General features: G+C 75.4%; 10 protein-coding genes. 6 read left to right on the top strand and 4 right to left on the bottom strand.

The window, feature by feature from the left end; translation table 11 throughout:
- Nucleotides 1–81: 81 nt before the first annotated feature.
- Nucleotides 82–1623: a peptidoglycan DD-metalloendopeptidase family protein gene (locus tag ACGFZF_RS28745; RefSeq protein ID WP_393558787.1), complete on the bottom strand. Its 1542-nt coding sequence runs from the start codon at nucleotides 1621–1623 to the stop codon at nucleotides 82–84.
- A 327-nt stretch (nucleotides 1624–1950) separates the two neighbouring features.
- Complete coding sequence (locus tag ACGFZF_RS28740) at nucleotides 1951–2766, bottom strand: lipase family alpha/beta hydrolase (protein ID WP_393558785.1); 816 nt, start codon at nucleotides 2764–2766, stop codon at nucleotides 1951–1953.
- A gap of 304 nt (nucleotides 2767–3070) precedes the next feature.
- Between ACGFZF_RS28740 and ACGFZF_RS28735 the strand changes: the two genes are divergently transcribed.
- Entirely contained in the window at nucleotides 3071–3478 is a 408-nt protein-coding gene (locus ACGFZF_RS28735; protein ID WP_147980822.1) for a cobalamin B12-binding domain-containing protein, read from the top strand.
- Between the two features lie 153 nt (nucleotides 3479–3631).
- On the opposite strand, the gene ACGFZF_RS28730 is transcribed toward ACGFZF_RS28735, so the two are convergent.
- Together ACGFZF_RS28730 and ACGFZF_RS28725 are read right to left on the bottom strand one after the other, a co-directional pair.
- Nucleotides 3632–5257: a DUF5691 domain-containing protein gene (locus ACGFZF_RS28730; RefSeq protein ID WP_393558782.1), complete on the bottom strand. Its 1626-nt coding sequence runs from the start codon at nucleotides 5255–5257 to the stop codon at nucleotides 3632–3634.
- A gap of 57 nt (nucleotides 5258–5314) precedes the next feature.
- Nucleotides 5315–6688, bottom strand: coding sequence for an SWIM zinc finger family protein (locus tag ACGFZF_RS28725; RefSeq protein ID WP_393558780.1), 1374 nt, complete (start codon nucleotides 6686–6688; stop codon nucleotides 5315–5317).
- 127 nt (nucleotides 6689–6815) lie between these two features.
- Here ACGFZF_RS28725 and ACGFZF_RS28720 point away from each other — a divergent pair, with 127 nt between their 5' ends.
- The 5 genes from ACGFZF_RS28720 to ACGFZF_RS28700 all read left to right on the top strand — a co-directional run bounded on the left by ACGFZF_RS28720 (nucleotide 6816) and on the right by ACGFZF_RS28700 (nucleotide 13543).
- On the top strand, nucleotides 6816–7976 hold the full coding sequence (locus ACGFZF_RS28720; RefSeq protein ID WP_393558778.1) for an AAA family ATPase: 1161 nt from the start codon (nucleotides 6816–6818) through the stop codon (nucleotides 7974–7976).
- Nucleotides 7977–7981: 5 nt separating this feature from the next.
- Complete coding sequence (locus ACGFZF_RS28715; RefSeq protein ID WP_393558902.1) at nucleotides 7982–10312, top strand: DUF5682 family protein; 2331 nt, start codon at nucleotides 7982–7984, stop codon at nucleotides 10310–10312.
- Nucleotides 10309–11472: a VWA domain-containing protein gene (locus ACGFZF_RS28710; protein WP_393558776.1), complete on the top strand. Its 1164-nt coding sequence runs from the start codon at nucleotides 10309–10311 to the stop codon at nucleotides 11470–11472. Before ACGFZF_RS28715 ends, ACGFZF_RS28710 begins: the two co-directional genes overlap by 4 nt.
- A 99-nt stretch (nucleotides 11473–11571) precedes the next feature.
- Nucleotides 11572–12594 carry a hypothetical protein gene (locus tag ACGFZF_RS28705; protein WP_393558774.1) on the top strand — a complete coding sequence of 341 codons (1023 nt, stop codon included), beginning with the start codon at nucleotides 11572–11574 and terminating at the stop codon, nucleotides 12592–12594.
- Nucleotides 12595–12655: 61 nt separating this feature from the next.
- Nucleotides 12656–13543 carry a hypothetical protein gene (locus tag ACGFZF_RS28700; RefSeq protein WP_393558772.1) on the top strand — a complete coding sequence of 296 codons (888 nt, stop codon included), beginning with the start codon at nucleotides 12656–12658 and terminating at the stop codon, nucleotides 13541–13543.
- Nucleotides 13544–13669: the final 126 nt, after the last annotated feature.

Here is a 13669-nt window from a genome sequence, read left to right as displayed (position 1 = left end):
GCGCCGCACCTGTCCAGGCACACGAGGAAGGGCCCCGGCTTCGGCCGGGGCCCTTCCTCGTGAACGCGTGCGGAGTCCGGCTCAGCCGGTCGGGTCCAGACCGTGGCTGCGGAGCCACGGCAGCGGGTCGATCGGCGAGCTGCCGTTCGGCCGGACCTCGAAGTGGAGGTGCGGACCGGTGGAGTTGCCGGAGTCGCCCGAGTACGCGATGACGTCGCCGGCCTTGACCTTGCCGGAGCGGATCTTGGCGCTGCTGAGGTGGCAGTACCAGGTCTCGGTGCCGTCGGGGGCGGTCACGATGACCATGTTGCCGTAGGCGCTGTTCAGCTGGGTGCGGACGGTCCCGTCGGTCGCGGCCATCACCGGGGTGCCGGTCTGGACCGGGAAGTCGATACCGGTGTGCAGGGACATCCAGTTGACGCCCGACTGCCCGTAACGGGCGCTCAGCTGGTGCAGCTTCACCGGCAGCGCGAACTTGGGACGCAGCGCCTCCTTGCGGGCCGCCTCCTCATCGCGCTTCTTCTTCTCCGCCTCCTGGCGCAGCTTCAGGTCGATGCGCTCCTGGGTGCGGCTGGCGCGGTCGCCGAAGTCACGGGCGTCGGCGCTGAGCGCGGCGAGCTGGGTGTCCAGCTCGTTGTTGGCGGCCACCGGCTTGACCGAGGAGGGGTCGGCGGCGGCGAGCGACGTCGTGTCGCCCTTGTCGGCTCCCGCGTCGGCGAGCCCGCCGACGGACGCCGCGGCGATGCCGGCGACCCCCATGACGCAGGCGGAGGGCACGGCGACGGTCAGCAGGGCGGAGCGCTTGGCGGGCGTACGGCGTCGGCCGCGGCTGCCGCCGGAGGAACGGCGCACGGGGCGGGCCGCGACCGGGGCGTCCGTACGGATCTCGACGGCCGGCTCCTCGGCGGGCGCCGACTCCTCGTACTCCGCCGCGTCCTCGTGGTCGTAGGCGTACTCGTACGGGTAGGCGTCCGCGTCGAGGGACTCGAACTGCGCGGTGTGCTCGGCGAGGACCTCGTCGACGACCTCCGCGAGCTGCTCCTCGGCGGGCGAGGAGTGCTCGACGTACTCGGCGGCCGCGGCGTATTCGGCGGTCTCGGGGGCGTACTCGTAGTCGGGGGTGTACTGCTGCGGCACCGAGTACGTCTGGGATTCGGCGGCCTCGTGCCCCTGCTCCTGCCCGGTGTAGTTCCAGGCGGTGGCGTCGTACACGCCGGTCTCGTACGTGGGCGTCGTCCACTGGCCGGTGGTGTCGTACGAGGCGAACTGCGCGGCCTGGTACTGACCGGTCTGCTGCGCCTCGGTCCAGGCGGTGGCGTCCCACTGACCGGTGGTGTCGTAGTGCCCGGTGGTGTCGTACTGGCCGGTGGCGTCGTAGTGGCCCGTGGCCTCGTACTGACCGGTGGCGTCGTAGTGCTGCGTCATCGGCTGCGGCGCGGCGTAGGTGTCGTACGCGCCGGCGTCCCACTGCTGGCTGCCGTTCCACTGCGAGGTGTCGTACTGGCCGCTGTGACCTGCGTCGTAACCGCCCGGCAGGGAGCCGAACAACGGGTCCGTGGCGAAGCCGCCGGTTGCGTGGGCGTCGTTTCCGACGTACCCGGCGTGGGGGTGCTGGTCGTTCACCAACTTCTCTCTCGCCTCGGCGGCAGGACCAGTCCGGGCGGGCCCGCACAGGGGTGTCCCGGGGTGAAGCAGTGGCGCGACTGTACCCGGCGGTATGCGCGGGCGACAATCTTCGGAGGGTTTCCGGTCCGCAGGAAACGGGCAATCGGCCGTGTTTCGGCGGTCCCGGGGGAGAGCTTTGGCTCTGTGTTCGAGGAACGTTCGAAGAACAGGCCCGTGACAGCGTCCTCTCGGGCGACCGTTCCGGTGGCGTCCGAGCCCTTCCGTCGCCCCTCTGTCGCCCCGTGGGCGCCCCGCCCGCGTCCGTCGCCGTGCCCGGGCCGGGCGTCAGGCGACGGACGCGGCCCCGGGCGCGGCGTCCGACGCGGCGCCCCCGGGCTGCTCCGCGTCGAGGGCCTGCCGGATCCCGGCGACCACGGTCGGGTGCACGGGCAGGGCGAGGTGGCCGATCCCGCTCACCCGGACGTTGTGCACGACGAGGTCGGGGTGGTCGAGACGGGCCGTCTCGACGGGCACCATCACCTGGTCGAGATCGCTCCAGAAGCTGACGAAGCGGGTCCGGCAGCCCGGCGCGGGTTCGGCCAGCTCCCGCAGCACCTCGGAACCGGGCCGCATCTGGCGCACCAGGGGGTGGGCGCTGGCCAGCGGGGCGACGGTGGTGCCGGCGTGCGGTGTCCCGAGCGTGACCAGCGTCCGCACCCGTGCGTCACCACCGAGGCGCTGTACGTAATAACGGGCGATCAGGCCCCCCAGGCTGTGCCCGACGAGGTCGACCTCCTGGTGGCCGGTGCGGGCGCAGATCTCCTCCACGCGCCGGCCGAGCAGATCGGCGGCGTTGCGCAGGTCGCACATGAGCGGCGAGTAGTTGAGCGACTCGAGGCGGTGACGGCCGTGCCGGGCGAGGGAGCGGCGCAGCAGGACGAAGACGGAGCGGTTGTCCACGAAGCCGTGCAGCAGGACGACGGGACGCCCGGAGCCCGGTGCGGCCCCGGCCTCCGGCTCGGTCGCGGGTTCGCCGACACGCTCGGCCACGATGCCCGAGGGGTAGAGGAGGAGGTGGCCGGTGAGGATGGCCAGCTCCAGGGCGGTGGCCTTCAGTGAGGTGGTGACCTTGGCGAGCCTCGTCAGCCCGGTGAGCTCCATCGCGGCCTCCCGTCACGGCACGCGGGCGCCGTACGGCAGGGGCGACGGCCGGATGTCCACAGCCGTGCGGCTCACGGCCGGGGCGTCCGGCGGCCCCGTGGCGGCTCCCTTGCGCACGACCCGGTCTGGCGGCTGGTGAGCCCCTGGAGAGGGCCCGGGGAGGGTGCGGCGCAGAGCGAACAATGTCCCACCGTGTGATTTCCCCCTCGCCGTCCACCGCGAAACGGCCGCTTGCGGGATGCTGGCGATAACGTTCGTTCACCTCCCCGGCATCTACGCGCGGGGGTCGCATGTGGAGGCAGTGATGGGTGTGACCGGTCCGATCCGCGTGGTGGTGGCCAAGCCGGGTCTCGACGGACACGATCGCGGGGCCAAGGTGATCGCGCGTGCACTGCGTGACGCCGGCATGGAGGTCATCTACACCGGGCTTCACCAGACGCCCGAGCAGATCGTGGACACCGCGATCCAGGAGGACGCGGACGCGATCGGCCTGTCGATCCTCTCCGGCGCCCACAACACGCTGTTCGTCAAGGTCCTGGACCTGCTGCGGGAGCGCGACGCCGAGGACATCAAGGTGTTCGGCGGCGGGATCATCCCGGACGCGGACATCCCGCCGCTGAAGGAGAAGGGTGTCGCGGAGATCTTCACGCCCGGCGCGACGACCGCGTCGATCGTGCAGTGGGTGAACGCGAACGTCCGCGTGGCCGCCTGAGGCCCGTCCGGCGAGAGCGGCGGGGAGGGACACGGCCGTCCGTTCCCCCGTCCGCCGTGTCCCGTCCGTCTCCGCGCCGCCCGGCGGCGCGAGCGACCCGCCGTACCCCGGACGGGCTACGGGGCGAGCCCGGCCCGATCGACGGGACACGCCCTACGGGGCGAGCCCGGCGAGCTCCGCGTGCATCCGCGCCCGCAGCCGCAGCGTCGACACCAGCCGCTGGAACGCCTCCGACCAGTAGCCGCCGGCCCCCGGGGACGCGTCCTCGGGTTCGGCGGCCTGGGTGGTCAGGGACTCCAGCTGCGGCGTGGCCTCCGGCGCGAGGCAGCGCTCCGCCAGCCCCATCACTCCGCTGAAGCTCCACGGATAACTGCCGGCGTCCCGCGCGATGTCCAGGGCGTCGATCACCGCCGCCCCCAGCGGCTCCGCCCACGGCACCGCGCAGACACCGAGCAGCTGGAACGCCTCGGACAGGCCGTGGGCCGCGACGAACGCGGCCACCCAGTCGGCCCGCTCCGCCTCGGTGAGCGTCGAGAGCAGCTTCGCCCGTTCCGCCAGGGACGAGGTGCCCGGGCCGGTCGCGGGCGGGGCGGCCGGAGATCCCAGCAGGGCCCGGGACCAGGCGGCGTCCCGCTGACGCACCGCCGCCCGGCACCAGGCCGCGTGCAGTTCGCCGCGCCAGTCGTCGGCCACCGGCAGTGCCACGATCTCCTCGGCCGACCGGCCGCCGAGCCGCGCCGCCCAGCAGGACAGCGGCGCCGCCTCGACGAGCTGGCCCAGCCACCAGGACCGCTGCCCGCGGCCCGCGGGCGGGTTCGGGACCACCCCGTCCCGCAGCATCCCCGCATCGCATTCGTGCGGTGCCTCCACGACCACGGCCGCGGCTCCCACCGTCCGGTCGAGACTCACGCAGGACACCGCCCGCTCGGCCATCCGGCGGGCCAGGGCCGACGCAGGCAGGGCGGAGAGCAGTTCGGCGGCCGTGGAGCGGACGTTACGGCTGCGGTCGGCCAGCGCCGCCTCCAGGAACTCCTCGTCCGCGTCGGACAGCCCGGCCCGCAGCGAGTCCAGGAACATCAGCCGGTCCTCGGCCCGCTCCGCCGCCCAGGTCGAACGCAGCAGTTCCAAGCCCCTCGCGGGATCCTTCGCCCGTACGGAGGCCAGCAGCGCCACCCGTTCGGCGAAGAGGCCCTCGTCCCAGAGCGTCCGCACGCCCTCGTCGTCCCCGGCGTCCGGCAGCGCGACCCCAGCGCCGCCGGTGCCGCGCAGCGCGAACCGCCACTCCGGGTTGAGCCCGGCGAGCCAGAGACCGCGCGGCCCGGCCAGGGCCAGTGCCTGCGGGCGCAGGTCCGTGCGGGCGCGGGCGGCGTCGAGAAGAGCGGGAAGCGCGGAGGCCGGCGCCCGGTAGCCGTGCTCGTCGGCGAGGGCGAGCCACTGCGGGAGGAGTTCGGCGAGATCGGGGGTCGCCCCGCGCCGCCCCCCGGACGGCGCGGGGGCGGCACGGCCCGCGAGCAGCAGGCCGAGCCGGTGGCGGGCGGCTTCGGGAAGCGGGCGGCGGCCGTCCTCCGGTGCGGGGTCGGGCACCGGCGCGGCGGGCCCCGGCCGCAGCCCCGCCCTGCGCCGCACGGTGTGCAGCGCGGCCGCGTCCAGCAGCGCTACCGGCGGATCCCCGGCGGGCCCGGTTCCGGCCGGGGATCCGGAGTCGGCGCCGCGTGGTGCGGGCGGTCGCCGGTCGGTGCCGAGCAGCGCGGTGGTGACGAGCTCTTCCCAGGCATCCATCACAGTCCTCCAGGCTCTCGTCGGGCCGTTCTCGTCACGTGTCGGTTCATGGGGGCGTCAGTGGAGCGGGACGGTCTCGCCCGGCGCGTCCGGGGACCAGGCGGCGAGCGGGGTGAAGCCCCGGTGCCCGCACTCGCCGAACACCGTCACGGGCCGGCCCCCGGAGAGCGCGGCGAGCCGCCACAGGCCGGGCCGCGCGAGCGCCGGGGCGCTGAGCGGCAGTGCCTCGCCGGGCCCGTCCGGACCGTGCCCGGCTCCGGCGTCCGCCAGCTGCCAGCCGTACTCCGTCGGTATCGGCACGACCTCGGTCAGGGTCACGGGCCACGCGTCCAGCCACGGATCGTCCCGCAGGGCCCGGCCGTAGGCCGCGAGCGCCTCGCCGACCGTGCCGCCCGGAGGCGGGGTGTCGAGCGGGACCGGGGCGGAGAACTGCGTGTCCAGCTCGGCCCGCAGCGCACCCGCGCCGGCGTGCGGCGTGAGCGCGGCGTCGAGGACGACGCCCACGGGCAGCGCCAGGAGCGGCGCCCGGCCCGCCGCTCCGAAGGAGAGCAGGAGGGCCGTGCGCCCGGTCCGCCGGCCGTGCAGCCAGATCCGCCGCGTCGTCAGTCTGCCGTCGGAGGAGTCGTACTGGGCGAGGACCAGCCAGTGGTCCCGGATCGAAGGCCCGTCCACCGCCGCGGGCAGCCCGACCCGGGTGCGGACGGTCGCCGCGAGCGGGTCCGGCAGCCGGTCGACCGACAGCCAGGCCCGGTCGAGCAGATGGGTCAGCGCGCACTCCTCCAGGAGCCGTACCGGCCAGCCGGGGCCCGAGCCGGGTATCGCCCCCAGCTCCCGTACCCGGCCCGCGAGTCCGGGCGCCTGGGCGTCGACCATCCGGGCCGCGGTCTCCTCCCAGAGGGCGTAGCCGGACTGCTCCGCCGCGGCCAGGCCGCCACGCAGCAGGTCGGCGAGACGCTGCTCCAACTCCTGTGTGCCCGCGGTGATCCGGGCCGCCCGGCGCTCGGCCCGGCGGCGCGCCGCCTCCGGGTCGGCCGGGGCGTCCGGCCCGCCGCCGTCGCCGCCGCGGGCGGCGGCCGCCGCGGCGCGTTCCCGTCTCCCCTCCAGCCACTCCGCCGCCCAGTCGGGGACCTCGGCAGCCCCGACGGCCTCCTGGTCCGCCGACCAGAGCAGCAGCAGCCCCAGCGCGTGCTTGCACGGGAACTTCCGGCTGGGGCAACTGCACGTGTACGCCGGGCCCGTGACGTCGACCACCGTCCGGTACGGCTTGCTGCCGCTGCCGCGGCACAGGCCCCAGACGGCCCCGTCGCCGCTGCCGCCCGCGCCGGACCACGGACCGGCCGTGCCGAGCTTGCTCCCCGCTCTGCGCGAGGCGTCGTCAGGAGCCAGTGCCAGCACCTGGTCCGCCGTCCAGCGCACCCCCTGTGTGTCCATGCACCGAAGGTAGGCGGAGCCACTGACAACGCCTCTGGAACCGTGCCGAGCAGGGGAGTCGGGGGATTGTCAGTGGCGTGGTGCACGGTGGATCACACATCAGGTCGAACGATCTGGAGGGGGATCCATGACCGTGCCCGAAAGCACGACGAGTGCCGTGTCCGAGGCCGCCGGGGGCACCGTTCCCGGCGTCGGAGCCGGCTCCGCGCCCGAGGCGCTGAGGCCGCACGCCGAGCACGCCTTCGCCGACGAACTCAAGGCGCTCGCGGCCGCGGACGACCGGCCGCGACCCGCCCGCTGGCAACTCTCGCCGTGGGCCGTCGCCACCTATCTGCTCGGCGGCACACTCCCCGACGGGACGGTGATCACACCCAAGTACGTCGGACCGCGCCGCATCGTCGAGGTCGCCGTCACCACGCTCGCCACCGACCGGGCGCTGCTGCTGCTCGGAGTGCCCGGCACCGCCAAGACCTGGGTGTCCGAACACCTCGCCGCCGCCGTCAGCGGGGACTCGACCCTGCTCGTCCAGGGCACCGCGGGAACGCCCGAGGAGGCCATCCGCTACGGCTGGAACTACGCGCGGCTGCTCGCCCACGGCCCCAGCCGGGAAGCGCTCGTGGCCGGCCCCGTCATGCGGGCGATGTCCCAGGGCATGACGGCCCGCGTCGAGGAGCTCACCCGCATCCCCGCCGACGTGCAGGACACGCTCATCACGATCCTGTCCGAGAAGACGCTGCCGATTCCCGAGCTGGGGCAGGAGGTGCAGGCCGTACGCGGCTTCAACCTGATCGCCACCGCCAACGACCGGGACCGCGGGGTCAACGACCTCTCCAGCGCGCTGCGCCGCCGGTTCAACACCGTGGTGCTGCCGCTGCCCGCCACCCCGGAGGCCGAGGTCGACATCGTCTCGCGCCGGGTCGACCAGATCGGCCGCTCCCTCGACCTGCCCGCCGTCCCGGAGGGTGTCGAGCAGATCCGCCGGGTCGTCACCGTCTTCCGCGAGCTGCGCGACGGCGTCACGGCGGACGGCCGGACCAAGCTCAAGACCCCTTCGGGCACGCTGTCGACGGCGGAGGCCATCTCCGTCGTCACCGGGGGCCTGGCCCTCGCCGCCCACTTCGGAGACGGCGTGCTGCGCCCCGCCGACGTCGCGGCGGGCATCCTCGGCGCGGTCGTCCGCGACCCGGCCGCGGACCGTGTCATCTGGCAGGAGTACCTGGAGACGGTCGTCCGCGAGCGCGACGGCTGGAAGGACTTCTACCGCGCCTGCCGCGAGGCGAGCGCGTGACGGCGCTGCGAGCGGCCCCCGCCGCCGGCCCGGACGAGGTCCCGGCCGCGGAGGCCCGTGCGCCGGGCCCCCGGCCGCTCGTCCTCGGCGTGCGCCACCACGGACCCGGCTCGGCCCGGGCCGTGCGGGCGGCCCTGGAGGCGGCTCGGCCGGCGGCGGTGCTGATCGAGGGACCGCCCGAGGCGGACCAGCTCCTGTCGCTGGCCGGCGACGAGGACATGTGCCCGCCGGTCGCGCTCCTCGCGCACGCCGTGGACGATCCCGGCCGGGCCGCCTTCTGGCCCTTCGCGGCCTTCTCTCCCGAGTGGGTGGCGATCCGGTGGGCGCTGGCCGCGGGCGCCGCCGTGCGGTTCATCGACCTGCCCGCCGCCCACACCCTCGCCGCCACCGACCCCACCTGGGACGACGGGGAGGAGGTGGACGGAGCGGACCGGGACACGCGCGTCGACCCGATCGCCGAGCTCGCGCGGGTCGCCGGCCACGACGACCCCGAGCGCTGGTGGGAGGACGTCGTCGAACTGCGCGGGGCCGCGGATCCGCACGCCCCCTTCGAGGCGCTCGCCGAGGCCATGGGCGTGCTGCGCGAGGCCCACGGGCACGGCGGCCACCCGCGCGACCTCGTCCGCGAGGCGTACATGAGACTGCAACTGCGGTCGGCCCGGAAGGAGTTCGCGGACGACGTGGCCGTCGTCTGCGGTGCCTGGCACGTGCCCGCGCTGTCCCTGAAGACCACGGTCGCCGCCGACCGGGCCCTGCTCAAGGGCCTGCCCAAGGTGAAGACCGAGGCGACCTGGGTCCCCTGGACCCATCGCCGGCTCGCCCGCCGCTCGGGCTACGGCGCCGGCATCGACGCCCCGGGCTGGTACGGGCACCTCTTCGCCGCCCCCGACCGGCCCGTCGAGCGCTGGATGACGAAGGTCGCCGGTCTTCTCCGGGCGGAGGACCGGTTGGTGTCCTCCGCCCACGTCATCGAGGCCGTGCGGCTCGCGGAGACCCTCGCGGCGATGCGGGGCCGCCCGCTCGCCGGACTCGGCGAGACCACCGACGCGGTGCGTGCCGTGATGTGCGACGGCTCGGACGTCCCGCTCGACCTCGTGCGCGACCGGCTGGTCATCGGCGACGTCCTCGGCGAGGTGCCGGCCGGGGCCCCCGCCGTCCCGCTCCAGCGCGACCTGACCCGGCTCCAGCGCAGCCTGCGCCTCAAGCCGGAGGCGCGGGAGCGGGAGCTGGAGCTCGACCTGCGCAAGGAGAACGACGCGGCCCGCAGCCGGCTGCTGCACCGGCTGCGGCTGCTCTCCGTCGGCTGGGGGGAGGTGGTCGCCGGACGCGGCAGCACCGGCACCTTCCGCGAGACCTGGCGGCTGCGCTGGGCGCCCGAACTGCACGTCAGGATCGCCGAAGCCGGAGTCTGGGGCACCACCGTGGCCTCCGCCGCCACGGCCAAGGCCGAGAGCCGGGCCCTGGAGGCGAACGCCCTCGCGGAGGTCACCGCGCTCGCCGAGCAGTGCCTGCTCGCCGGCCTCGCCGAGGCCCTGCCCGCCGTCATGACGGCGCTCGCCGACCGGGCGGCCCTCGACGCGGACGTCGGCCACCTCGCCCAGGCGCTGCCCGCACTCGCCCGGTCCCTGCGCTACGGGGACGTGCGGGCCACCGACACGGCCGCCCTCGGCGAGGTCGCCGCCGGGATCGCCGAACGGATCTGCGTCGGGCTGCCACCCGCCTGCACCGGGCTGGACGCGGACGCCGCCGCGGAGATGCGCGGCCATCTCGACGGCGTGCACACCGCGCTCGGCCTGCTGCCCGACACCGAAGGGCTCACCGACCGCTGGAGCGGGGTCCTGCGCCGACTCGCCGACCGCGACGGCGTTCCGGGTGTGATCCGGGGCCGGGCGGCCCGGCTCCTCCTCGACGAGGGGCGGCTCGGCGAGGACGAGGCCGCCCGGCTCATGGGCCTCGCCCTCTCGCCCGGCACCCCACCCGCAGACGCGGCCGCCTGGATCGAGGGGTTCGTCGGCGGCGCCTCGGGCGGAGGCATGCTCCTCGTCCACGACGAACGCCTCCTCGCCCTGGTCGACGACTGGCTGACGTCGGTGCCCGCGGGTGCGTTCACCGACGTCCTGCCGCTGCTGCGCCGCACGTTCTCGGCGTACGAACCCGGCGTGCGCCGCACGCTCGGCGAACTGGTCGCACGCGGCCCGTCGGCCGGGGGAGGGGCCCGGCCGGGGGCGGGCACGCCGGGCTTCGCCCCCGACCTCGACGAGGCGCGGGCGGACGGGGTGCTGCCGCTCCTGCGGCTGCTCCTGGGACACGACGAGCCGGAGAAGGCGGGCCGATGAACGACACCGGACACGACGAGCGGCTGCGCCGCTGGCGCATGGTCCTCGGCGGCGGCGAGGCGGACGGCACGGGCTGCTCCCTCGCGGGCACGGACGCGGCGATGGACGGCGCCCTGACCGCGCTCTACGACCGCGGACCGGGCCGGCCGGCCGGCCGCGAGCGCGCCGCGGGCCTGGGCGCCTCGGCCCCCTCCGTGGCCCGCTGGCTCGGCGACATCCGTACGTACTTCCCGAGTTCCGTCGTCCAGGTCATGCAGCGCGACGCCATCGACCGGCTCGGGCTGTCCACGCTGCTCCTGGAGCCCGAGATGCTGGAGGCGGTGGAGGCGGACGTCCACCTCGTCGGGACGCTGCTCTCGCTCGGCAAGGCGATGCCCGACACCACCAAGGAGACGGCCCGCGCCGTCGTGCGCAAGGTCGTGGAGGATCTGGAGAAGCGTCTGGCGACCCGTACCCGGGCCACCCTCACCGGCGCGCTCGACCGCTCGGCCCGGGTCAGCCGCCCCCGGCACCGGGACATCGACTGGGACCGCACGATCCGGGCGAACCTCAAGAACTACCTGCCGGAGTACCGCACGGTCGTGCCCGAGCGGCTCGTCGGCCACGGCCGCGCGGCGCAGTCGGTCAGGAAGGACGTCGTCCTGTGCATCGACCAGTCCGGCTCCATGGCCGCCTCGGTGGTGTACGCCTCGGTGTTCGGGGCGGTCCTCGCCTCGATGCGGTCGATCGCGACCCGGCTCGTCGTCTTCGACACCGCGGTGGCGGACCTGACCGACCAGCTCGACGATCCCGTCGACGTCCTCTTCGGCACGCAGCTCGGCGGCGGCACCGACATCAACCGCGCGCTGGCCTACTGCCAGTCGCAGATCACCCGGCCCACCGAGACCGTCGTGGTCCTCATCAGCGACCTCTACGAAGGGGGCATCCGGGACGAGATGCTGAAGCGGGTCGCCGCGATGAAGGCCTCCGGTGTGCAGTTCGTGGCCCTGCTGGCACTCTCCGACGAGGGAACCCCCGCGTACGACCGGGAGCACGCGGCGGCACTCGCGGCGCTGGGGGCACCGGCGTTCGCCTGCACGCCCGACCTCTTCCCCGACGTGATGGCGGCCGCCATCGAGAAACGGCCACTGCCCATACCGGACATGGCGACTCATCAGTAACAGGGGACTTGCGTCACGGGGGGAGGATCGTGCAAGCATCGGGGCGACGTACGCGGAAGCCATAGTTCCGCCCGCCCCCCCACCGGAGGCTCCACCCACGTGACCGCAGCCGCCCTCGTGCAGCCCGTCGCCGTCCCGCGCCCCTCGCGCGGCACGGCGGTCCGGCGCGCGCTGGGCGTGCTGGTGTTCCTCGGCGGCCTGCTGGCCCTCGGGGTGATCCTCGGCGACCGGGCACAGGCGGCGGAGAGCCTGCCACTGCCCGGGACGACGTCTCCGGCGACCCCGGGCACCGATGGGGTCGGGCAGCCCGAGCCGATGGCGGTGCCCGAGCTGCCGGACGTCCCCGAGGCGAACCTGGTGCCCGCGGTGCCTGACGTGGCCGAGGCGCCTGAGGCGCCCGAGCCGGGCGTGGCCGAGGGACCGGGCGACCGGCTGACGTTGGGCGTGACCGGATCGTCGACCGGCCCGGCCGGACGGGTGGGCGAGCGCGTGCCCGCGCCGGCCGCCGAGCGCCCGGTCGAACGGGCGGTGGCGGGAGGCGCGTCCGCCGCGGCGGACGCGCGTCAGGCCGGGCGCGTCGCCGAGCGTCCGGTCGAGCAGGTGGCCGGGACCGTGCGGGACACGGTCCGGGAAGTCGTGCGCAGGGCCGTGGAGACCCCCCTCGTGGGCGAACTCGTCCGGCCCGTCGTCGGCTCCGTCCCGCTCCCGCTCCCGCTGCCCCTGCCCGTCCCGGATCCGGTCCCGGCGCCGCAGGAACCGGCACCGCAGCCCGTACCCCCCGCCGAGCCGGCGGCCCAGGACCCCGGCGCGCCGACGCGCGCCGCTGCCGAGGCGGCACCCGCCGACGCTCCGCTCCGCGGCTCCGGCCGCGTGGCGGCGCAGCGGCACGACTCGGCCGGACCCGGACGGGCCGCCGGCCTCCCGGTACCGGCGCACGCCCCCTCGCTGCCCTGCGGGGGATCCGGCACGGGACAGGTCCAGGCGCCCGGTGGTGCCGACCAGCACCAGGCGGCGGTGTACCCGGCCGCGCCCCACCGCGGTTCCGTGCGGGGCGCGACGCTGCCCGCGACCGTCGCCGTACCGCTCGACAGAGCTCTCGAAGTCCTCGAATTCCCCGGCTAGGTCAGGCGGTCGTCCCCGCCTGTCCTCTCACGCCGAAGCATTCGAAGGAATCGATCCACCCATGAACAAGAACCTCCGCCGTTCCCTCGCCGTCGCCGCCACCGCCACCGGTGTGTGGGCCCTGGGCACCGCCGTCGCGAGCGCGGACGAGCAGCCCGTTCCCGTCCCGCTGTCCACGCCGGACCAGGTCGTCGACGCCGTGGACGACGTCCAGGGCGGGGCCACGGGCGCCGAGGAGACCGTCAGGGACGCCGTCCAGGGCGAGCTCCAGGCCCCGTCGGCGCCGCAGACCCCGGACCTGGAGGCCCCGACGGTTCCGCAGGCCCTCGACCTCCACGCCCCGGACCTCACGGCGCCCGCCGCCCCGCAGGCTCCCGAGTTCCAGGCTCCCGGCCTCCAGGCCCCGGACCTCACGGTGCCGGCCGCCCCGCAGGCCTCCGACCTCCACGCGCTCGACCTCCGGGCTCCCGCCTTCCAGGCCCCCGAGGTGCAGGCGCCGGACACGGAGGTGGACTACCTCTTCGGTCCGCTCTCGGCGTTCGCGCCGGAGCTGGAGCGGACGCCCGGGTACGTCGCCGGGGCCGAGGCTCAGGTCACCCCGGTCGTGACCGCCGCTTCCCAGGACGTGCTGCCGCCCCTCGCCGCCACCGCGGTCGAGGCGGTGCTGCCGGTCGTCGGCCAGGTCGTCGGCGACGCCGGAGTGCTGGGTGGCGGGGTCGTCACCGAGGTGCCGCAGTTCGCCCACGGTGTCACCGACTCCGTGGAGCCGCTCGTCGGCGCGGTCGTCGACCAGGTCCAGCCGGTCGTCCAGGGCGTCGGCGGCAGCGCCGCGGGCCTGGCCGGATCCGTCACCGACGGCGTTCACCCGCTCGCGGGCAACGCCGTGACCGGCCTCCAGGGCGCGGCCGGCACGGTCACCCCGGACTACGTCCCGAACTACGCGGGCTGACCGCACCCGACCCACCAGGCGCCCCCGGTCCGGCCTCGGCCCGGGGGCGCCCCCCTTTCCCCTGCAACCCACCTCGCGCACCCACCCCGGCCGCCCCCCTTCCCCGGCCCGCTCGCGCCGCGCCTC

The sequence above is a fragment of the Streptomyces sp. NPDC048338 genome (assembly GCF_043201055.1).
Classification (GTDB): Bacteria; Actinomycetota; Actinomycetes; order Streptomycetales; family Streptomycetaceae; genus Streptomyces.
Note: the sequence above shows the minus strand (reverse complement) of the source record. Positions and strands in the feature narration are given on the sequence as shown.